This is a genomic window from Mesorhizobium sp. RCAM 06353 (assembly GCF_059683585.1).
Map to the genome: position 1 here is coordinate 3,164,033 of NZ_CM185031.1, position 21,851 is coordinate 3,185,883.

At 64.7% G+C, this 21,851-nt stretch carries 20 protein-coding genes; 16 read left to right on the forward strand and 4 right to left on the reverse strand.

The features are described from left to right. The first annotated feature begins 15 nt into the window (after positions 1-15). The 6 genes from AC56QX_RS15060 to AC56QX_RS15085 are packed head-to-tail and all read left to right on the forward strand — an operon-like array spanning position 16 to position 6,116. Complete coding sequence (locus AC56QX_RS15060; protein WP_497117005.1) at positions 16-966, forward strand: ABC transporter permease; 951 nt, start codon at positions 16-18, stop codon at positions 964-966. Next, positions 950-1,837 carry an ABC transporter permease gene (locus tag AC56QX_RS15065; protein ID WP_497117006.1) on the forward strand — a complete coding sequence of 296 codons (888 nt, stop codon included), beginning with the start codon at positions 950-952 and terminating at the stop codon, positions 1,835-1,837. Before AC56QX_RS15060 ends, AC56QX_RS15065 begins: the two co-directional genes overlap by 17 nt. After that, entirely contained in the window at positions 1,834-2,799 is a 966-nt protein-coding gene (locus AC56QX_RS15070) for an ABC transporter ATP-binding protein (protein ID WP_497117007.1), read from the forward strand. Before AC56QX_RS15065 ends, AC56QX_RS15070 begins: the two co-directional genes overlap by 4 nt. Then, complete coding sequence (locus AC56QX_RS15075; protein WP_497117008.1) at positions 2,796-3,824, forward strand: oligopeptide/dipeptide ABC transporter ATP-binding protein; 1,029 nt, start codon at positions 2,796-2,798, stop codon at positions 3,822-3,824. The genes AC56QX_RS15070 and AC56QX_RS15075 overlap by 4 nt, the downstream gene beginning before the upstream one ends. A 1-nt stretch (position 3,825) precedes the next feature. Next, entirely contained in the window at positions 3,826-5,388 is a 1,563-nt protein-coding gene (locus tag AC56QX_RS15080; RefSeq protein ID WP_497117010.1) for an ABC transporter substrate-binding protein, read from the forward strand. Between the two features lie 47 nt (positions 5,389-5,435). Then, positions 5,436-6,116: a TetR/AcrR family transcriptional regulator gene (locus AC56QX_RS15085; protein ID WP_497117011.1), complete on the forward strand. Its 681-nt coding sequence runs from the start codon at positions 5,436-5,438 to the stop codon at positions 6,114-6,116. Between the two features lie 201 nt (positions 6,117-6,317). On the opposite strand, the gene AC56QX_RS15090 is transcribed toward AC56QX_RS15085, so the two are convergent. After that, entirely contained in the window at positions 6,318-7,856 is a 1,539-nt protein-coding gene (locus AC56QX_RS15090; RefSeq protein WP_497117012.1) for a trimethylamine methyltransferase family protein, read from the reverse strand. A 9-nt stretch (positions 7,857-7,865) separates the two neighbouring features. After that, positions 7,866-9,968, reverse strand: coding sequence for an oxidoreductase (locus tag AC56QX_RS15095; RefSeq protein ID WP_497117013.1), 2,103 nt, complete (start codon positions 9,966-9,968; stop codon positions 7,866-7,868). Between the two features lie 288 nt (positions 9,969-10,256). Between AC56QX_RS15095 and AC56QX_RS15100 the strand changes: the two genes are divergently transcribed. The 3 genes from AC56QX_RS15100 (at position 10,257) to AC56QX_RS15110 (ending at position 12,716) form a co-directional block, all read left to right on the forward strand. After that, entirely contained in the window at positions 10,257-10,544 is a 288-nt protein-coding gene (locus AC56QX_RS15100; protein WP_497117015.1) for a YciI family protein, read from the forward strand. 117 nt (positions 10,545-10,661) lie between these two features. After that, the gene (locus AC56QX_RS15105; RefSeq protein WP_497117017.1) at positions 10,662-11,723 is read left to right on the forward strand and encodes a maleylacetate reductase; all 1,062 of its coding nucleotides are present in this window, start codon (positions 10,662-10,664) and stop codon (positions 11,721-11,723) included. Positions 11,724-11,753: 30 nt separating this feature from the next. Further along, on the forward strand, positions 11,754-12,716 hold the full coding sequence (locus AC56QX_RS15110; protein WP_497117019.1) for an intradiol ring-cleavage dioxygenase: 963 nt from the start codon (positions 11,754-11,756) through the stop codon (positions 12,714-12,716). Positions 12,717-12,722: 6 nt separating this feature from the next. On the opposite strand, the gene AC56QX_RS15115 is transcribed toward AC56QX_RS15110, so the two are convergent. Both AC56QX_RS15115 and AC56QX_RS15120 read right to left on the reverse strand, forming a co-directional pair. Next, on the reverse strand, positions 12,723-13,574 hold the full coding sequence (locus AC56QX_RS15115) for a peptidoglycan-binding domain-containing protein (RefSeq protein WP_497117020.1): 852 nt from the start codon (positions 13,572-13,574) through the stop codon (positions 12,723-12,725). A gap of 29 nt (positions 13,575-13,603) precedes the next feature. Then, a complete protein-coding gene (locus AC56QX_RS15120) occupies positions 13,604-14,647 on the reverse strand; it encodes a glycoside hydrolase family 73 protein (RefSeq protein WP_497117022.1) in 1,044 nt (347 codons plus the stop codon). 457 nt (positions 14,648-15,104) lie between these two features. On the opposite strand from AC56QX_RS15120, the gene AC56QX_RS15125 reads away from it, so the two are divergent. The 7 genes from AC56QX_RS15125 (at position 15,105) to AC56QX_RS15155 (ending at position 21,816) form a co-directional block, all read left to right on the forward strand. Beyond that, a complete protein-coding gene (locus AC56QX_RS15125; RefSeq protein WP_497117023.1) occupies positions 15,105-16,601 on the forward strand; it encodes an aldehyde dehydrogenase family protein in 1,497 nt (498 codons plus the stop codon). Positions 16,602-16,745: 144 nt separating this feature from the next. Beyond that, positions 16,746-17,021, forward strand: a complete 276-nt coding sequence (locus AC56QX_RS15130) for a hypothetical protein (RefSeq protein ID WP_475458524.1) — start codon at positions 16,746-16,748, stop codon at positions 17,019-17,021. A gap of 148 nt (positions 17,022-17,169) precedes the next feature. After that, entirely contained in the window at positions 17,170-18,312 is a 1,143-nt protein-coding gene (locus tag AC56QX_RS15135) for a GNAT family N-acetyltransferase (protein ID WP_497117025.1), read from the forward strand. A gap of 11 nt (positions 18,313-18,323) precedes the next feature. Beyond that, positions 18,324-19,151 (forward strand): MurR/RpiR family transcriptional regulator, encoded by an 828-nt coding sequence (locus AC56QX_RS15140; RefSeq protein ID WP_140710033.1) that lies wholly within the window; start codon positions 18,324-18,326, stop codon positions 19,149-19,151. Continuing rightward, positions 19,135-20,031, forward strand: a complete 897-nt coding sequence (locus tag AC56QX_RS15145) for an N-acetylmannosamine kinase (protein ID WP_497117027.1) — start codon at positions 19,135-19,137, stop codon at positions 20,029-20,031. Before AC56QX_RS15140 ends, AC56QX_RS15145 begins: the two co-directional genes overlap by 17 nt. A 64-nt stretch (positions 20,032-20,095) precedes the next feature. Further along, positions 20,096-20,803, forward strand: coding sequence for an N-acetylmannosamine-6-phosphate 2-epimerase (locus AC56QX_RS15150; protein WP_497117029.1), 708 nt, complete (start codon positions 20,096-20,098; stop codon positions 20,801-20,803). Beyond that, complete coding sequence (locus tag AC56QX_RS15155; protein WP_497117030.1) at positions 20,800-21,816, forward strand: Gfo/Idh/MocA family protein; 1,017 nt, start codon at positions 20,800-20,802, stop codon at positions 21,814-21,816. Before AC56QX_RS15150 ends, AC56QX_RS15155 begins: the two co-directional genes overlap by 4 nt. Positions 21,817-21,851 lie beyond the last annotated feature (35 nt).

Sequence of the window (21,851 nt, forward strand, 5' to 3'; positions counted from 1 at the left end):
GGAGGGGAGGAGGCCATGCTCGCATATGCAGTGAAGCGCATCGGTCTCGGCCTCCTGATCCTCGTCCTTGTCATGGTCGCGATGTATGCGGCCGTCTTCCTGGTGCCGGGTGACCCGGCGACCGTGGCGCTTGGCCCGCGCGCCACGCCGGAACTGAAGCGGCTGCTGATCGAGCGCATGGGACTCGACCAGCCGGTCTGGTGGCAGATCATCGAATTCTTCCGCAACGCGCTGACCGGCAATCTCGGTTACGACGTCTGGTCGAACCGGCCCGTCTCGACGCTGGTGCTGGAGGCGCTGCCGAACACGCTGATCCTCGGGCTGACCGCGCTTACCGTCGCGCTCCTCATCGGCGTGCCGCTCGGCTGCCTGTCGGTGATGCGGCGCGGCACGGCCGCCGATGCCGTCATCGGCGTGCTCTCCGTTGGCGTCATCGCCGTGCCGTCCTTCGTCGTCGCCATCTATTCGCTGCTGCTGTTTGCCGTCACGCTGCGCTGGCTGCCGGCCATCGGCGCCGGCGAGGCGGGTGACTTCGTCAGCCAGGCCAAGGCGCTGATCATGCCGGCGGCGGCCATCGCGCTCGGCTGGATCGGCTACATCGCCCGCATGGTGCGTGCCTCGATGATGGAGGTGATGGGCGAGCCGCACATCCGCACCGCGCGCTCGTTTGGTTTGCCCGAGTGGAAGATCGTCTCGAAATACGCGCTGCGCATCGCCATCATCCCGACCATCTCGCTGGTCGCGGTGGGCCTCGGCAGCATCCTGTCCAGCGCGGTTTTCGTCGAGGCGGTGTTTGCCCGGCCCGGCATCGGCAAACTGATCACCGATGCCGTCAACACCCGCAACTATCCGGTCGTCATGGGCACCGTGCTGATCATGACCGCCATCTATGTCTCCATCACCATTGCCGCTGATCTGTTGATCGCGCGGCTCGATCCGAGGGTGCGCGATGTCTTCCGTGGCTGATGCCTCGTTGTCCGTTCCGGCCCGACAACGATTTCCGCTGCTGCGCGCGCTGCTTGCCGATCCGTTCACCTGCGTGGCGCTGATCCTGGTCACCGGCTTCCTCGTCACAGCCATCTTCGCGCCATGGCTCGCGCCGTATTCGCCGGTCAAGATCGACGTGCTGCACAAGCTGCAGCCGCCATCGGTCGAGCATTGGTTCGGCACCGATCATCTCGGCCGCGATCTGCTGTCGCGCGTCATCTATGGTGCCCGCACGGCGCTCACCATCGCCATGGTGTCGGTGGCCATTGCCGGGGCCATCGGCCTGATGCTCGGGCTGATCGCCGGCTACGGGCCGCGCTGGCTCGACGCCATACTGGTGCTCACGTTCGACAGCCTGAACTCGCTGCCGATGATCATGTTCGCGCTCGCCATCATCACCGTGCTCGGCGCCGGCACCGGCACGCTGATCATCGTCATCGCCGCGACCTCATTCCCAAGCTATGCCCGTCTGATCCGGGCGCAGACGCTGGCGCTGAAGAACAGCGACTACATCCTCGCCGAGCGGCTAATCGATGCCAGCGCCGCGCGCATCATCTTGATCCATCTTCTGCCCAATGTGGTGGGCCCGCTGATCATCCTTTTGTCGATGGACATTCCGGTGGTCATCATGGTCGAGGCCGGCCTGAGCTTCCTCGGCCTGGGTGTCAGGCCACCAACCCCGTCCTGGGGCTCGATCCTCTATGATGGCTATACTTCGATCCGCGCGGCACCCTTCATGGTCATTTTCGGCGGGCTGCCGCTGGTGCTGGCGACGCTCGGCTTCACCTTCCTCGGCGAGGGCCTGCGCGACTATCTCGATCCGCGCCTGCAGCTGCGGAGGCCGGCATGACCGGCTCGCTCGCCGCCAGCGATCTCAGCGTGCGCTACGAGACGCCGCATGGCAGCGTGCACGCGCTGCGCCATGTCGACATCGAGGCACACCCCGGCGAAGTCATCGGCATTGTCGGTGAGAGCGGCTGCGGCAAGTCCACGCTGGTCACTGCACTGGCCAATTTGCTGCCGGCCAATGCCCGTATCGACGGTTCGATCCACTACAATGGTGTCGACCTGGCAAAGCTCGACGCGCACCGCCAGCGCCTGCTGCGCGGCGACGAGATCGCGCTGGTCAGCCAGGATCCGATGACGGCGTTCAACCCGGTGCTGACCATCGGCGATCAGCTCGTCGATTTCCAGCATCACCGCAAGGACCTTGGCCGGGCGCAGAAGCGGGCGCGCATCGCCGCCATGCTTGGCCGCGTCGGCATCGCCGACGCAGAACGGCGCATGCGCAGCTTCCCGCATGAACTTTCCGGCGGCATGCGCCAGCGTGTCGCGATCGCCGCCGCTCTGCTGACTGATCCCGGCCTGCTCATCGCCGATGAGCCGACGACCGCGCTCGATGTCACCATGGAGGCGCAGATCATCCATCTGCTGCGCGAACTGCGGCGCGAATACAACGGCATCATCATCGTCGTCTCGCATCATCTCGGCGTCATCGCCGAGCTCTGCGACCGGGTCTATGTCATGTATGCCGGCGAGGTGGTCGAGGGCGGCGAAGTCGACGCGATCTTCCACGACGCCAGGCATCCCTACACGCAAGCGCTGCTCGCCTGCGATCCCGCCCGTTTCCACGAGCGGCTGGACCGTCTGCCGACCATTCCGGGCTCCTTGCCCAACCTGACCCAGCCGCCGTCGGGATGCGTCTACGCCCCGCGCTGCGACCGTGCCTTCGCGCCGTGCGGTTCCATCGCGCCACCGCTGGTCAAGCTCGCCGCCACCCACGTCGCACGCTGCCATGCGGTGACGCCATGAGCCCGCTGCTCGCCGTCGAAGACCTCTCCGTGAGCTTCGTTCGCGGCGGCTTGCTCAACCGGCTGGTCAATCCGTTCCCGCTGCCGGGCTTCAACGTCATTGACGGCGTGACGCTGTCGCTGATGCCGGGCGAGACGCTTGGGCTGGTCGGCGAATCCGGCTCCGGCAAGACGACGCTGGCCCGCACCATCCTGGGCCTCATACGAGCCGCCGCCGGCCGTATCGTCTTCGAGGGCAGGGACGTGGCGACGCCGGCCGATTTCCGCGCCATGCGCCGGCGCTCGGCGATGATGTTCCAGGACCCGGTAGCCTCGCTCAGCCCGCGCCTGCGCATCGGCACGCTGCTCACCGAACCGCAGATCATCCAGGGTGTGGCGATGCCGGACCGGCGCGCCGCGGCCAAGGCTCTGCTGGCGCTGGTCGGTTTGCCATCATCCTTCGTCGATCGTTTCCCGCACGAGCTTTCCGGAGGCCAGGCACGCCGCGTCGGCGTCGCCCGCGCCTTGGCGATGAAGCCGCATCTGCTGCTCGCCGACGAGCCGACCGCGGGGCTCGATGTGTCGGTGCAAGGCGATGTGCTCAACCTGATCGGCGAGCTCAAGCGCGAACTCGGTTTCGCCGCCATGATCGTCACCCACAACCTCGCCATGATCCGTCACGTCAGCGACCGGCTGGCCATCATGTATCTCGGCCGGCTGGTCGAGACCGGGCCGACGCCGGACGTGTTTTCCGCGCCGATGCATCCCTACACCGCGACGCTCATCCAGTCCGAACCGATCCCCGATCCGCGCCGGCGCAGCCAGAACCCCGCCGTCACCGGCGAGATACCGAGCGTGTTCCGGCGGCCCTCGGGCTGCGAGTTCCACACGCGGTGCCCGATCGCGCGCGAGCGCTGCAAGACCGAGGCGCCGGCCTATCGGCCGACGGGCGCCGGCCGGATGGTGCGCTGCCATTTCCCGCTGGAGACAGGCGGGCAAGAACGGGAAGCCTTCTCACGCGCTTCCGCAAACCAAAGGGGAAACTGACATGACACGATGGACCATGGACAGACGTGCATTCCTGAAGGCGGCTGGCGTGCTCGGCGCCGGCCTGGCGATGAAGCCCGGCTTTGCCTGGTCGGCTGCCGGCGACACTTTGCGCATTCGCATGGAGGGCGATCTGCAGTGCCTCGATCCTGCCTTCATGAATGGCGGCATCGAGGATGTCATGATGCGCGGCATCTATGTCTCGCTCAACCATTTCGGCGACATCCGCAAGGGCTCGCCCTGGTCGTTGTGGGGCGCGGAAAGGCTCGAGCAGAAAGACCCCAAGACCATCGCCTTCACCCTGATCGACGGGCTGAAATGGTCTGGTGGTTTCGGCGCGGTCACCGCTGACGACGTGAAATTCTCGTTTGAGCGCATCGCCGACAAGGCGCTGGCATCGCCCTGGGCCTACCAGTTCGAAAAACTCGACCGCGTCGAGGTCGTCGATGCCCGGTCCGGCATCATCCATCTGAAAGAACCCTACCAGCCGATCTTCGTCACCAGCCTGCCTTACTATGGTGGCCACATCATCAGCCGTGCCGGCACCGAGAAGGCGGGCGGCAAGTTCACCACGCAGCCGCCGGCGACATGCGGGCCTTATCTCTTCTCCGACTGGCAGCAGAAGCAGAAGGTGACGCTGACCGCCAACCCGGACTGGCCGGGTCCGAAGCCGGACTTTTCGAAGGTCGAGATCTATGTCGTCTCGGACGATCAGGCCGCCCAGCTTGCCTACGAGGCCGATGCCTTCGACTACACCAAGATCGCCATTTCGGCGACCAAGGCGGTCAAGGCGAACCCACCCGCCGACACGACGCTGATCGAGGCGCAATCGACCCGTTATGTCTGGCTGACCATCAACCAACTGAGCCCGCGCCTCAAGGATTTGAAAGTCCGCCAGGCGGTGCAGTATGGCGTCGATGTCGGGCAGATCCTCACCGGCGTCTATGACGACCTGACCAAGCGCTCCACCGGCGTCGTCCAGCCCGGTACCAAATTCGCGCGCGCCAGCAATCTCATCGCGGCACCCGACTATGACAAGTCGGCCGCGCTGCTCAAAGAGGCCGGCGTCAGCGACCTGTCATTGACCCTGACGGTGATGAACGATTCCATCCGCACGGCGACGGCGCAGATCATCCAGGCCAGCCTCGAACAGGCCGGCATCAAGGTCGAGATCCAGCCCTATGACGAAGCCGCTTTCTGGGGCGTCGGCGACAAGACGCAAGGCGACGGCTACAAGAACATCGATCTGGCGCTGATGGATTTCGCCGGCGGCATCGATCCGTCCGAAAATCTGGTGTGGTTCCGACCCGACCAGATCGGCGCCTACAACTGGTCCGGCTTCGACAGCGCCGAATTCGAGACCAGCTACCAGCAACTGGTGGCGGAAAGCGACGAGGCCAAGCGCATTGCACTGTCGAACCGCATGGAGGATCTGATGGAGCAGTCCGGCGGTTTCGTCTTCATCTGCCATCAGCCGCTGGTCGCCCTCCACAAGACCGCTTTCGACCCGGTTATTTATCCGGACGGCCACCCCAATCCCGTCCTGTTCAAGAAGAAGGCCTGAACGCCGCCTTCATGGACAGGAAGGGCATAATCGATTAGCTGGGGTCCATGACGGAAGCCCAACCAGATGGTGCAAAAAGGAAGCGCGGCGCGAAGAAGGCTCCGCCGCGCTTCAGCCGCGAACAGGCGGATGTACGCCGCTCGATGCTGATCGAGGCGGCGACGCGTTGCCTGTCGGTCGGCGGCATCGGCGCCTTCACCATCGATCGCATCTGCAAGGAGGCCGGCGTCTCGCGCGGCCTCATCAACCACCATTTCGAAAGCCTCGACGGGCTGCTGGTCGAGGTCTACAAATCCTCGCTCTACGCCAGCGTCAACAACCAGATCGCCGAAGCCAAGCGCCGCCGTGCGGAGACTTCCGATTGGTCGCCGGAGGCCGCACTTGCCGCCCTGGTGCATTCCAACTTCTCGCCCGAATATTTCAGCCGCGAGAACCTGCTGATCTGGCTGTCGCTGTGGGGCGAGATCGCCGTCAACCCGCGGCTCAAGGAAGCGCATCGCGAACTCTACGATGCCTATCGGGCGGAGCTTGCCGAGGATATCGCGGCGGTCGCGGTGCCGCGCGGCAAGCAAGTCGACGCGCCCGCGCTGGCGCGCAATTTCATCGCCTTGGTCGACGGGCTGTGGCTCGAATGGTGCCTCGATGAAAGCGTGGTGACGCCGCAGGGGGCGGAGGCGGCGGGGTTCGAGATGCTTGAGGGGCAGGTGGGGCCGTTGCGGGGCGGATAACCACTTTAGGTCGGCACCCAGGCACCCCCTCTGGCCTGCCGGCCGTCTCCCCCGCAAGGGGGAGATCGGATGTCGCTTATGGTTTCGCCAATCTCCGGCGTTGCAGAAATGGCGTCATGCCGGGAAGCTGCCAATCTCTCCCCTTGCGGGGGAGATGTCCGGCAGGACAGAGGGGGGTGCCTCGCACCAACCTTCGCCCACTCAATTCAGCGGTGAACCACCCTCGCGTTTCCGCCGCTCCATATAGTCGCGCAGCGCTTCGTCGATGCCGGGGTCGATCGGCGGCTGTTCGTATTCGGCGACCATGCGTTTCCAGACGACATTGGCGCGCTCGCGCGCGGTGATCTGGCCGCGCTCCATCCAGGTGTCGTAATTGTCCCAGTTGGACACCATCGGCGAATAGAAGGCACGCTCGTAGCGCTGCATCGTGTGCGCCGCGCCGAAGAAATGCCCGGCCGGGCCGACCTCGCGCACCGCTTCCAATGCCAGCGTGTCGATATCGACCACGGGTGGGTCGAAATAGGCCGACATCATCTGCAGCATCTCGGCGTCGATGACCAGTTTCTCGAACGACGCGGTCAGCCCGCCGCCGAGCCAGCCGGCGGCATGCAGCACGAGATTGGCGCCGCCCATCAGGCAGCCCCACAGCGACATGGCGCTCTCATAGGCGGCCTGCGCGTCGACCGAATTGGCGGCGGTGACGTTGCTCGAGCGGAACGGCACGCCGATCAGCCGGCAGAGCTGGCCGGTGATCTGCGCGGCCTGCGTGTATTCGGGCGTGCCGAAGGCCGGCGCGCCTGTCTTCATGTCGACATTGGAGGTGAAGCCGCCATACATCACCGGCACGCCGGGGCGCACGATCTGCGTCAGCACGATGCCGGCCAGCGCCTCGGCATGCTGCTGCGACAGCGCGCCGGCAAGCGTCACCGGGCTCATCGCGCCGGCCAGCGTGAACGGCGTGATGACATTGACCTGGCCATGCTCGGCCAGTGTGATCAGCCCTTCGGCCATCGGCTCGTCGAGCTGCAGTGGCGAATTGGTGTTGATGATGCCGGTGAAGACCGGCATCTCCCGCGCAAGGTTTTCGCGCGTCGTGCCGAGCGAAATTGCCACCATCTCCAGCGCGTCGGTGGCGCGACCCCGGCCAAGCGTCTGCGGCTGCCAGTTCTTGTCGAGCAAAGTGATCTCGGCATAGTAGAGATCGAGATGGCGCGTGTTCTGGTGCAGGTCGAGCGGCTCGAACGGGCCGCCGCCTTCCTGGTGCAACACATTGAACGACTGGATCAACTTCAAATAGTCGCACATCTCGGCATAGGTGCCGGGGCGGCGGCCGCGATCATTGTCCATGACATAGGCCGGGCCGCCGACCGACGACAGGATGCAGTGCTGCCCGCCGACCTTGACGTTCTTCGCGGGATTGCGGGCGCGCAGTTCGAAGGATGACGGCGCCATGGCGACGCGTTCCATGACCATGGCGCGGTCGAAGCGCACCCGCATCTCGCCTTCATCGACATCGCAACCGGCGGCGCGATAGAACTGCCGCGCCTGCGGCTGCAGCACGCGCATGCCGATCTCCTCGAGGATGGTCAGGCCCATTTCGTGGATCGTCTGCACCTGATCGGCCGACAGAATCTCGATCGGCGCATAGGGGCGGGTCAGCTGCTTCCATGGTCGCTGTTCGATGCCGCCGATCTCGCGCTGCGGGCGGCCGGGTCTGCGACGTGCCGCGATGCGTTCCATTGCCTTCTCCTATTCCGCAGCCGTGCGCATATCGAAATCCGCCACCGCATCGACGATCGGCGTGTCGCGGCGGTAGGGCCGCCAGCGGATTTTCGCGCCGATCTCTTGAGCCAGTTTGTGGCCGCTGTGCACGGCATGGGCGATGGCGCCGGGCGCCAGCGTGTCGCCGATGCGGTCGACGCTTTTGATGCCGGCGGCCGTGAGTGCGTCCGCCCGTTCCGTCAACGCCTCGAACAGTTCATTGCGCGGCAAGCGCAGCCCGACGATCAGCACCGAGCGGCAAGCAATGTGGCTCTCTTCGCCGGTGAACAGATGCGCCAGCGTTGCCGTCTCGCCGTCGAAGGATTTCAGGAGATGCAGCGTCGTCACCGGCACCTTGCGCCGTGCCAGCGCGCGATGCACCAGCGGCAATTCGTTGGTCATGATCGTCCAGGCCGATGCCTGGCCTGCCGGGGTCACGTAGCTGACCGGAATGCCTTGCGCTGCAAGATGCTCGGTGAGGACGCCGCCCATGTAGTAATTGTCGAAATCGAAGACCAAGGTCGGTCCTTGCCGGAGCCGGCCGGCGGCGATGTCGTCGGGTGTGAACACGCCGGGATGGTCGAGCCGGCCGACCGGAATCTCCAGCGAGGAATAGAGCATGTTGGTCCAGCGCGCGCCGGTTGCCAGCACCACGCGGTCCGGCGCGAGGTCAATGATCTCGTCCGGCCCCAAAACACTCTCGGGATAGAGCGAGACATTGCCCATCTCGCCGAGGCGGCCGAGGCGGTACTCGACGACACGGTTCCAGGCCGACAGGCCGGGCAGGGTCTTCTCGAAGGTCAGCCGTCCGCCGAAGCTGCGGCTGGCGTCGGCAAGCGTCACCTCATGGCCGCGGCGGCCGAGCGTCAGCGCACATTCAAGCCCGGCCGGCCCGCCGCCGACAATCAGGATGCGTTCTGGCGCATCAGTGCGCTCGACCCGTTCGGGATGCCAACCGCGCCGCCATTCTTCGCCGGCGGTCGGGTTCTGCGTGCAGCGCACCGGCACGCCGTCATGCCAGCTCGAAATGCAGATGTTGCAGCCGATGCATTCGCGGATCTCGGCCTCGCGGCCTTCGCGGATCTTGGCCGGCAGGAAAGGGTCGGCGATCGACGGCCGCGCGCCGCCGATGAAGTCGAGCACGCCGCGCTTGATCTGCGACACCATGGTGTCGGGCGAGGTGAAACGCCCGACGCCGACCACCGGCTTCTTGGTCAGCGATTTGACGAAATCGATTACCGGCTCATGGCTGCCTTCGCCGGTGAAGCGCGAGGCCGAACAGTCGGTCGGGCTGGAATCCATCTTGACGTCGAACAGGTCGGGCAGGTCGGCCAGCAGCGCGATCAGCTCGTGCGCTTCCGAAGGCTGGTTGCGGCCGGGCCGGCCGCGCAGTTCCTCGAGGCTGACGCGGAGCGCGACGCCGCAATCCTTGCCGACGGCGTCCTTGGTGACCTCGATCATCTCGCGCACGAAGCGCACCCGGTTCTCGATCGATCCGCCATATTCGTCGACGCGATGATTGTATTCCGGCAGCAGGAATTCGTAGCCGAGATAGCCCATGCCGGCATAGACATAGACGACGTCGAAGCCGGCCGTGCGCGCCTTGCGCGCCGCCTCGGCCTGGCATCGGAGCACCTCGCGGATGTCGGCCTTGTCCATGGTCTTCGGCCGCAAATTGCCCATGAAGCCGACATGGGTGGCCATCCAGGGAATGCCCGACGGCGACAGCGGCGGCAGGCGGCTCGCCCGGTTCATGACCGAGGCGCCACCGTGCCACAGTTCCACGCCGGCCAGCGAGCCATGGCGGTGCACGGCTTCCGTCATCAGCGCATGGGCGCGGATGTCGTTGTCGTCCCACAGCGTGGCGTAAGGCAGCGGCGCGTCGTCCGAGCTCGGGTCGATCGAACAGGCGCCGGTGCAGATCACACCCCAGCCGCCCTCGGCCTTGGCTTCGCGAAAGGCGGCACGCACGCGCGGCAGCGCGTTGGTCATGCCGCTGGCATGCGGCACCTGATAGAAGCGGTTCGGCGCGGTGACCGGCCCGATGCGCATCGGCTCGAACAGGATTTCGTAGCGGGGATTGCAGGTCATCGGGGCTTCGCAAACATGCTTGTTGAACGATCGTACAACAAGCATATTCGCTGATATTGCAGAACGCAATGGCCCAAAGCATCGGCGCAGGGATCGGTCCGAAAAGGAGAGCGGTGCGATGGTGTTGCGGCGGCCGGTCGTATGGAGTTCACAACACGATCGTATTTGTCCAAATTGGACAGAATTGGAACCGGTCAGCCATATTTCGGGCTACCTTCTGCTCGCCTGTCGTTCCTCGCGAGCCTCGATCGCTGGCGACGGTCTGCCGAGCATTTTGGGAGGAATATCGTGACACTGTTCGCCGTCCACTGCCTGGACCATGCCGACGCCTTGCCCAGGCGCCTGGCCAACTATGAGGCGCACAAGGCGCATCTTGCCCAGGGACAAGTGAAGACCGTCATCTCGGGTCCGCTGCTGGCCGGGGACGGCGAGACGATCGGCTCGCTCTTTGTGTTTTCCGCCGAAAAGATCGAGGATGTCAGGGCATTCAATGCCGCCGATCCCTTCAACGCGGCCAATGTCTGGCAGTCGGTCAGCATCAACCCGTTCCTGATGCGCGTCGACAACCGGAGCTAGAGCAATTCACCGTTTCACGGAAACGGCGAACTGCTCTAACTATTTGTTTTGACGCAATTCCTGTGGGAAAACCGTTTCACACTTTTCCTGGAATTGCTCCAAGCCGGAGGCGAATTCATGGAACCCTTCGTCTATAACGCCCAGCCGGCCCGAGTCATTTTCGGATCCGGCACCATCAAGCAGCTGCCTGCGGAACTCGATCGGCTGGGTTTGAAGCGGGTCGCCGTACTGGCAACGCCGCCGCAGGAGCCCGAAGCGCGACGTCTCGTCGAACAGCTCGGCGGCCGCGCCGCCGGCGTCTATGCGCGGGCAACGATGCACACGCCGGTGGAGATCACCGAGGACGCGCTGCGTGTCATCCTGGACCTCAAAGCCGATGGGCTCGTAGCCGTGGGCGGCGGCTCGACCACGGGTCTGGCCAAGGCCATTGCGCTGCGCACCGACCTGCCGCAGATCGTGGTGCCGACCACCTATGCCGGCTCGGAAATGACGCCGATCCTCGGCGAGACCAGGGATGGGGTGAAAGTCACCCAATCGAGCCCCAAGGTGCTGCCGGAGGTGGTGATCTACGATATCGACCTCACTCTGTCGCTGCCCGCGGCGATGTCCGGCACCAGCGGCTTGAATGCGATCGCGCATGCGGTCGAGGCGCTTTATGCACGCGAGCGCAACCCGGTGATCAGCCTGATGGCGGCAGAAGCGATCGGCGCGCTCGCCGCTGCCCTGCCGATCATCGCCGGCGATCCCGGGGACCGGGAAGCGCGCGCAAAGGCTCTGTACGGCGCCTGGCTTTGCGGCATCTGCCTCGGGTCGGTGGGCATGGCGCTGCATCACAAGCTTTGCCATACGCTCGGCGGCAGCTTCGACCTACCGCATGCCGAAACGCATGCGATCGTGCTTCCGCACGCGCTTGCCTACAACGCGCCGGCGGTGCCCGATGTGATGCACAAGCTTGGAGAGGTGCTCGGCACGGACGACCCGGCGATGGCGCTCTACGATCTCGCCGGAAGGGTCGGCGCGCGGCGTGGGCTTGCGGACATCGGCATGCCGCAAAGCGGCATCGAGCTTGCGACGGACAGGGCGCTGTCCAACCCTTACTGGAACCCGCGCCCACTGGAGCGCGAAGCGATCAAGGGCCTGATCGCCCGGGCCTATGCCGGGCAACGGCCGCGCCCCTGAGGCGCGGCGACATCTGGAGGAGGATCAATCTTGGGCAAAGTAGAGGCCAGGCGCGCTGAGCCGCCGAAATATCCGTATTTCGAGGAGGAAACCTCGGTCGATGTCGTCAACGCACGCATGGGGCCCGACGTCGATCCACGCCTGCGCGAAGTGATGAGCGTGCTGGTCAAGCATCTGCACGCCGCCATCAAGGAAATCGAGCCCACGCATGAGGAATGGCTCAAGGGCATCACCTTCCTGACCGAAGTCGGCCAGATGTGTTCGGACTGGCGGCAGGAATTCATCCTTTTGTCCGACACGCTCGGCGTCTCGATGCTGGTCGACGCCATCAATCACCGGCGGCCGAACGGCGCGACGGAGAACACCATTCTGGGACCGTTCTACGTGCCCGAGGCGCCGCGCTACGAGCACGGCGCGAACATCTGCCTGGACGGCAAGGGCGAGCCGCTGGTGGTGCGCGGACGCGTGGTGGACACCGAAGGCAATCCGGTCGCGGGTGCGCTGATCGACGTCTGGCAGACCAATGACGACGGCTTCTACGACGTCCAGCAGAAAGGGCTGCAGCCGGACTGGAACCTGCGCGGCGTGTTCACCAGCGGCGAGAACGGCGACTACTGGTACCGGGCCGTCAAGCCGCGCTACTACCCGATCCCGGACGACGGGCCCGTGGGCAAGATGCTCGGCGCACTCGGACGCCATCCCAACCGCGCCGCCCATATCCATTTCATCATCAGCGCGCCGGGCTATGACCCGGTCATCACCCATATCTTCACGCCCGATTGCCAGTATCTGGCCGAGGACGCTGTGTTTGGCGTGAAGGATTCGCTGGTCGCGGATTTCAAGGCGATCACGGACCCGACCAGCGCGGCCGAGCTTGGTTTCACATCCCCATACTGGGCGGTGAATTGGGATTTCGTGCTGGCGCGCACCTCTGAAAGAGATTGGATCAGATCGGCTGAGGACCGGGGCCCTCAGCCAGGCTCTACGCCTTGACCGCGGTCAAGGCTCAAGGGGATTGATAGTACCGGCGGTGCGCTGATCGTCCACGCGCGCCGCCGAGATTCTGTTCGACAGATACCGTCCGACAAGGCCGATCCCCAGCACCGCCAGCGAGCCGCCAAAACCAGGCAGGACGCTTCCGCCCACGGCTGCCACTCCCTTCATGATGGTCTGCAGCACGGTGTCATTGGCAAAGAACGTCGGCAGGATGTCGAGTATGGTCGTCATCCCGGTTGAGGGCGTGGTGGTGGTGACCTGCCCGAGCACCTGCAGGACCTTCGCCAGATCCGGATTGCTGGACAGGACATCCGGCGGAATCGTCTGGCGCAGCTGATCGAGAATTTTAAGCACGTCGGGAGGGATCGGGTGGACACCCAATTGTGCGGCAATCGACTTTGCCAGGTCGATTACCTTCTGGAGATCGGCCGGCGCCGTGGTGGACGTCAGGGCCTGCACTTGTGACAGCAAGGGACCGAGCCCGTCAGGTGCCGTTGTCGTCGCGCCGGTGCCATTCGCGGCGTTGACGATGGCGCTGTTGCCCACGCCAAGCGCTCCAAATATGCTGCTTATCCAGGCTAGGATCCTGCCTCTGCGCGCATCGATGGCGATCGTCGACCCTTTGGCGATGAGATCCCCTTCCGTGGTCTTCATCCGCTTGTCGCTCAGCCGCCGCGGTTCGGCGGTGTTGAGCGCTGCCGAGGTCGCGGCGTCGACGATGCCTGTTGTCGGCAAGCCGTTGTCATTCTGGAAGGCCAGAAGGGCGGCAGCCGTCAGCGAACCGAATTTGCCGTCTATATCGCCGAGCTTGTAGCCCAGCGCGACCAGGCGTCGCTGCAAAGTCTCAACGCCCACACTGTCGTCTCCTCGCTGCAACGGTCTGGTCACGTCATCCCCCCTTCCAGGATGTCGGAGCCATCGCCCCGAACATCGAAGTTGTACAAATTGTTCTTCCTCATGATCGATTTCAGAAGTTCGCCGTAGTTCGGATCTGTCGCATAGACACCGGTGAGGGCGTCCGCAAAACGATCGGGACTGTTCATGACTTTGCGGGCGTTGGCGTAGGGAGCGCCAGTTCCGAGCAGCTTGCCGTGCAGGATGAATGCCTCGTCGAGGCTGTCGAAAACCCGGAAGGCGGCATTCACCTTCACAGCCTTGCCGCCGATGACTTCCGTCGTCAGCGCCATCACGGATGGCTGGCCGGACTTGGCCTTTATGCCGAAAGGATTGTTCGATCCCGGTGGCATCCTTGTTCCGTAGGCGCTCTCCAATGCCCACTGGGCCAGCGTCACGGACGCCGGCACGCCCCACTGGCGCTGGGTCGCCTGAGCTGCCTTGATGACGGCGAGGGAAAAGCGGTCGGGAATGACCGAGAGGTCTTCGCTCTCCTCTTCTTCCTCGTGCGTTTCGTCCTGATCTTCGGGCAGATCCTGGGTAAAGTTGTCATCGGTGGCGAAAGCCCAGGCGGGCGGATTGTTCCAGCCCGCATCGGCGGCTTGCCGCAGCCATGCCGGCGCATTCGCCGACCGGCCCTGGGCGCCCCAGGTCAGCTTGCTTCTGTCGGCGACGTTCAGTCCGAAGCCGATGTGCAGCGTCGCCGGTCCCATATATTCCACGCCGGCACCAATTCCCGTTGCGCCGTGCGCTGCGGCGGCGGTAACGAATTTGGTCACGGTTCTGCTGGCCTGGGAGTCGCTGAAGGTCTGGACTTTGCCATTCACAAGCAGCTGAAGGTCGGCCGCGCGGCCTCCATTGTGGCGTGTCGAGCCAGTGCTCTTGCCAGTGGTTCCCGGCTGTCCGCCCGAGGTGATGAAAATCTTGTCGACTCCAGCGGCGCTTCCGGCCCTCTGAAGAACGACCTCCAATTCCTTGCTAATAGGGCGGTCTCGAATTTTTCCCGCCAAACCAGATTGATCGATTTCAACCATCGTCACCCCCCAGTGAAAGATGCTAAAGAAATACGAATGGGCACACTATTTCTGAATTTCAACTTCTGCAACAATTTACTTCATATGATGATTTCCAATGTATGAAAGCTTGTTCGTGGCCCCGAGGGTACACAAGGCGAAATGTTTCATAGTGACACGAAATCTCAACGCAAGGTTTTCGGGAAGACCTATGCTGAACAGAACTCAGACAATTGCGATATGCTGACGAGGGGATTTCTCGCAGACTACCGCTCTTGCTGAAAGTTTCACCCTAGCCTTCGGCTAAGTCGATGATTTGGCAGGGGTTTGAATGGGTGGCTCGAGCAGGCAAGGATTTGCCGCCGGGAAGTCGTTCGCATAGCACAGTTCGATTATCTGAACGCCCTTTTAGCTTTCCTTGTTTGAGGTCGTCGGCGGCGGGAGTAATAGTCGCCACGGAATTCGTGAGGAGGAAGAGATGACGCTGAGCTTCGACCCGAGGGCGAAGGCGACGACGCTTTACCATGGCGAATTCCGGCCGATGTTCATCGGCGGCAAATGGGTCGCGGCGCAGTCCGGTGAGGTGGTGCAGGCGCTCAACCCGGCAACGGGCGAGGTGCTGGCGACAGTGCCGCGCGGCGGGGCGGCCGACGTTGACGCTGCGGTGGCTGCTGCGCGCGCGGCCTTCGAAGGCCCCTGGTCCAAATTCTCGCCCTACGAGCGGCAATGCGTGCTTCTGCGCATCGCCGATCTGTTCGAGACGCATTGGGAAGAGCTCAGCGTTTCCGACACGCTCGACATGGGCCTGCCGATCACCCGCACGCTGGCCAACCGGCGCCGGGTCATCGGCATGCTGCGCTTCTATGCCGGTATGGCCACCGCACTGCATGGCGAATCCATCGACAATTCGATCCCCGGCGAGATCGTCTCCTTCACAAGGCGCGAGCCGGTCGGCGTCGTCGGTGCGATCATTCCCTGGAATGCGCCGACCGCCGCCTCGATCTGGAAGATCGCGCCGGCGCTCGCCACCGGCTGCACCGTCGTGCTGAAACCTTCCGAGGACGCATCGCTGACGCCGCTGCTGATCGCGCGGCTGATGCAGGAAGCCGGCGTTCCGGATGGCGTCGTCAACATCGTCACCGGAACCGGGGCCGAGGCCGGTGCACGGCTCGCCGAACATCCAGACGTCAACAAGATCGTCTTCACCGGCTCGACGCTGACCGGGCAAGCGATCGCGCGGGCGGGCGTCACCAACCTCAAGCGCGTTTCGCTGGAACTCGGCGGCAAGTCGCCGATCATCGTCTGCCGCGATGCCGATATCGACAAGGCGGTTCCGGTCGCGGCGATGGCGGTGTTCGTGCATTCGGGCCAAATCTGCATCGCCGGTTCGCGCCTTTTCGTGGCGCGCGAAATCCATGACGAGTTCGTGCGCCGGGTCGCCGAGTTTGCCGGCAAATTGCGCATCGGCCATGGCATCGAGGCGGAGACCGAAATCGGGCCGCTGATCAATGCCAGGCAGGCCGGCAAGGTGGAGGGCTACATCAAGGCCGGCAGCGACGAGGGCGCCGAACTGGTCGCCGGCGGCTCGCGGCTGACGGGCGAACTTTATGATGGCGGCAACTTCATCGCGCCGACGGTCTTCGGCCAGGTGTCGGACAAGATGACCATCGCGCGCGAAGAGATTTTCGGCCCGGTGATTTCAGCGATGCCGTTCGACACGCTCGACGAAGCGGTGACGCGCGCCAATGCCACGCCCTATGGCCTCGCCGCCGGCATCTTCACCACGCATCTCGGCACCGCGCACAAGCTGGCGCGGCGCATCAAGGCCGGGTCGGTCTGGGTCAACATGTACCATGCCATCGACCCGGCGGTGCCGTTCGGCGGCATGAAGATGTCGGGCTACGGCCGCGAAGGCGGCATCGAGCACCTGCACGAGTATCTGGAGACGAAGTCGGTCTGGATCCAGACCGACTGATGGGTATGCCTGATATTCAGGAGAGGGCGGCCCGCGAATGACAGCGTGCAAATCGCGGGGCGGCCAAACCGTCGCCAAGGAACCTTTGTTCGGCTGGTGATTTTGCCTATAGTGGAAATGCGAACGGCCAGGAGGGTATTGCCGATGACGACGAAACGGTTTGCGATCTGCGCTGTTGCCCTGGCGATGGGCTGCGTGGTGTCCTCGTCCGCCTTGGCCGGAGGCAAGCATCGCCACCACCAGGCCGAGCCAGAACGCTATGTTCCCGCCCAGGACGATCTCATCGACTTCCTGTTCGGCGGTCCTCGCTACTATGACCAGCAGCTGTTCACGACGGCGGCAGGCGCCTGTTCCTACCACCGGGTGGGGCCGGACGCGAACGCGATAAACAAGATCAACGACCACCATTGCGGGAAATGAACGGCTGACCTGCCTTTGGCGTGCATGGGCCGATCTTCTCACGAAAGCTTATGGACATAAGCGACGGCTCGATGCCGCTGCTGTTTTGCTGCCCATTGCGCATTGACGATTTCAGGATATGATGAAAATCGCCAATCGTGAGACGAGTATGAAAAAAAACTCCAAATCTGTCGCAGTTGAAGCAGCAACGGCTAGGGATGCGACCGAAATCGGGCGCCTGCTGAGCTGGGCTTTCGGCTTCAGCAAGGCACGATCCGAGGAATACATCGCCAGTGTCGGGCTCGACTCGCTGCGGCTGCTGCGCGGCGAAAGCGGACATCCTCAGGCCTGCGCGGCGCTGCTCGAGACGGCGCATGTCTTTCATGGCAGACCGGTGCGGGCGGCCAACATCGCGCATGTGGCGATCGCGCCGGAGCGTCGTGGCCAGGGGCTGGCAGTGCCTTTCGTCGACGCGTTGTGCGCGGAGGCGCAGGGCAAGGGAGCCGCCATCGCTACACTGTTTGCCTCGACGCGGCCGGTGTACCGCAAGAGCGGCTTCGAGCTCGCCGGGCATGAAATCATCTATGAAGCCGAGACGGCCAGCCTGCCGGCGGCGAGCAGGCTCGCCTTCGAGCGCGTCGAGCTGGACGATCCACGGCTTGCCGATGCCTACGCCATCAAGGCGAGCCGCGAGGCCGGGCTGCTCAGCCGTGGCCCCGCGCATTGGAACGAGCTGCGGCGAGAGCCGACCGATGCGCTCGCTGCCTACCTGGCGGAAGGCGATGCGGCCTATCTGATCCTCGATATGGGCGACGAGGCCCGTCTCGATGTCCGCGACTGGTACGCCGCTTCGCCTGACGCGGCGCAAGGGCTGCTGTCGTTCCTGGCCAGGTTCCGCTCGGTCTATCCGGTGGTGCGCTGGCATGGCGGCCTGCAGGACGATCTGGTGGCGGCGATGCCGGACAAGGGCTGGCGTCTCGCGCATCAGGAGGAATGGCTGTTGCGGGTGCTCGACCCGGCCGCTGCCTTGCGCCAGCGCGGCTACCATGCCGACGATATCAGGCTGGCACTGCGCATCGGTCCGGCGGAGACAGCACTGGAGATCGAGATCAGGGGCGGCGCAGTCGAGGTCCGCGAGACGACCGGCCCGACCGTTGCCGTCCAGGCCCCGGCCTTCGTGCAGATATTCACGGGCTTTCGCAGCGCCTCGAGACTTGCGCAGTATGGCCAGGTGATCGGCGATGCGGCTGCCATACGTCTGTGTGACCAGCTGTTTGCCGGACCGCCGCCCTGGGTGGCCGAGCATTTTTAAGGACGGAATTCATGACACATGCGCTTATTGCCTCGCTGAGGGCGGCGGCCGGGGATATGACGCCAGCATTGGCGCGCGTCGCCGAGACGGTGCTGGCGCAGCCGGATGCTACCTTGCGCCAGAGCATCACTGAGCTTGCGGAGGCTTCCGCCTCGTCCGAAGCCAGTGTCATGCGCTTCTGCCGGGACCAGGGTTTTACCGGCTTCCAGGACTTCAAGCTGGCGCTGGCCAAGGAACTGGCGACCGATGAGCGGGCGCGGGACATCGGCTTGCCGACCGACGACATCCAGCGGCTGGTGGAGACCGCCATCATCTCGCTGCGCGAGACCGAGCAGCTGATCGTCCGCGAAGATATCGCCACGGCCTCGCGGCAGTTGCTGGCGGCGACGGCGATCGACTGTTTCGGCATCGCTGCTTCCGCGATCACGGCGCAATACCTCGCCTACAAGATGACCCGCATTGGCAAGCTCAGCCGCGCGCTGGGTGACGCGCATCTGGCGGTGATGGCGGCGGGAACCACGCAGAAGGGCGCCGTGCAGGTGGTGATTTCGAGTTCAGGCTCGACCATCGACGCGGTGCGCATCGCCGAGCTTGCCCGCTCGCAAGGCGCCTTCGTCATCGGCATCTCCAATCGCTCAAAGAGCCCGCTGGTCGCGGCCTGCGACCTCGCTTTGATCGCGTCCTGGCCGGAAACGCCGCTCACCGGCGGCGCGTTTCCGTCGAAGATCAGCCAGCTTTTGATCGTCGATGCGCTGGCGGCCGAGATGATGCGGCAGGATCCGGCACGGCTCACGCTGCTCGGGCGCACGGCGGAGGTCGTGAGTGACCGCAGCTTCTGATCGTGCGGTCTTCGCCATCGATATTGGCGGGACCAAGATCGCCGCCGCCGAAGTGCGCGGCAGCCAATTGCACGACAGGCGCCAGACGGCGACGCCGAGGACGGGCAGGGGCGACGATCTGGTCGCGGCGATTGCCGGGCTTGCGCCCAAGCATGCGCCTGACGCCGTCGCCGTCGCCACCACCGGCATCGTCCGCGACGGCGCGCTGACCGCGCTCAATCCGCAGACCTTGCCGATCGAGAACGGCTATCCGCTGGCCCGGGCGCTCGAAACGGCGCTCGGCGTGCCGCCGCTGGTCGTCAACGATGCGCAGGCGGCGGCCTGGGCCGAATTCACTGTCGGCGCCGGCCGCGGCTTTCGCAATTTTGCGTTCTTCACGGTTTCGACCGGCATTGGCTGTGGCCTGGTGATCGACGGTCGCTTGCAGACCGGCGCCACCGGGCTTGCCGGCCATGCCGGGCACATGATGTTCGACCCCGGCGGCGTGATCTGCGGCTGCGGCCGGCGCGGCTGCCTGGAGACGATCGCCTCGGGCACAGCACTCGCCCATCGCGGCAGTGAGCGGCTCGGCCGCCCGGTTGGCGCGCCCGACCTGTTCGCGGCCGCCAGGCAAGGCGACGCAGTTGCCGCCGGGGTGATCGCCACAGGCGTCGAGGCACTGGTCAACGGCTTTGCAGACCTGACGGCTTCCGTCGACATCGATGGTTTCGCCGTTGGCGGCGGCGTCGGGCTTGCGCAAGGTTTCATTGAGGCCCTGCAGGCGCGTTCCCGGCAGCTTCCAGCCGTTTTCCAGCGCCCGATCGTTGCCGCGCAGGCCGGCGCCGATGCGGGACTGTTGGGGGTCGCGCTGCTCTATGGCGGAAATTTTCATCGAAAATAGTTTCTTGACAAAAAGTTTCATCCGCGCTTGATTGCAGGGGTAACGCTCGAAGGAGAAACCCCAGGTGCAAGGCGATGTGCTCGCTCAGCTCGATGGAACGCTGGTTGTCTCGTGCCAGGCAGAATCCCACATGCCGCTCGACGCTCCCGAGCACATTGCCGCCATTGCCCGGTCGGTCGTCCTTGGTGGTGCCACCGCTGTGCGCATCGAGGGTGCCGCGAACATAGAGGCCGTCCGCAGGCAGGTCGGCGTTCCCATCATCGGCCTGATCAAGGCGCGGCACGCCGATACCGAAATCTACATCACCCCGACGCTCGCCAATGTGGCGGCGGTCATCGAGGCCGGCGCCGACATCGTGGCTCTCGATGCCACCAACCGGCCACGCCCGACGGACCTCAAGACGATGTTCGGTGCGATCGCGCAGAGGGGACGCCTGTCGATGGGCGACGTCAGCACGCTCGACGAAGGCACGCGCGCCCTCGATGCCGGCGCTTCGCTGATCAGCACCACCATGGCCGGCTACACGCCTTACTCCAACCAGCAGCGCGGGCCGGATTTCCAGCTGATGGAACAGCTCGCCGGCGCCGGCCTGCCATTTGTCGCCGAAGGCCGCATCTGGACTCCGCAGGAGGCAGTCCGCTGCTTCGAACTCGGCGCCCGTTTCATCGTCGTCGGCGGCGCCATCACGCGGCCCGACGCCATCACCCGCGGCTTCGTCGACCAGGTCGCGTCGTGGAGCGCCAATCCGCAATTGAAGAGGAACCAGTCATGATCAAGCGCCGCCGCGTCGCCGTTATCGGTGCGGGCTTCATGGGCTCCATGCACGCCGCGATCTTCGCAGACATGGTCGGCTGCGAACTGGCGGCGATCGTCGATCCCAATCTGGAGCTGGCCGGCGCTGTTGCCGCCAGGGCGCCGGGCTGCAAGGTCTACGCCAGCCATGAGGCGCTGCTGGCGGGCGAGCGCGATCTCGACCTCGTCTCGATCTGTACGCCCGACAATCTGCATCTGGCGCCGGCGGTTGCCGTGGCCAAGGCCGGCATCAACGTCTTCGTCGAAAAGCCGATCTCCTCCACCGTCGCGGATGCGCAAGCCATTATCGCCGCCTGCGAGGCGGCCAAGGTCAAGCTCGGCATCGGCTATCTCCTGCGCTTCGATCCGCGCTACGCCGCGGCCAAGGAGTTGATGACTTCAGGCAAGATCGGCGCGCCGATCCACATCTATGCCCGGCGCAACAGTGCCCGCACGGAAGGCCCCAAGCGCTATGGCGGCAGACTGCCGCTGGCGCTGCATGTCACCGTGCACGATGTCGACATGGTGCTGTGGATGCTCGAAGGGCAACACCCGGTTTCCGTCTATGCCCAGCAGACCGACATTCTGCTCGGTGCGTCGGGCACGCAGGACAGCCTGGCCGCGATCGTGCGCTTCTCCGGCGGCACGGTGGTGAATTTCGAAAGTGCCTGGTCGCTGCCGGCTGGCGCCCGCCACATGATCGATGCCCGCATGGAGCTGATCGGCACCGAAGGTTCGTTCGAGGTGCAGTGCGGCGACAGCGGCCTTTACTACGCCAGCAATGAGACTTCGCGTGAGATCGACACCCAGCATTGGCCTGTCGTCAACGGCCGTCTCGACGGCGACCTGGCGCGTCAGCTCAGCAGCCTGCTTGCCTGGCTGGATGGCGCCGCCATGCCGATCGCCAGCGGCCGCGATGGTCTTCGTTCGCTCGAACTGACGCTGGCGATGATGCAGTCGGCTGAGAGCGGCGAAATCGTGCGCCTCGGCTAGAGCGCGGTGCTCGGACAAACACAGAGAATTTGAAA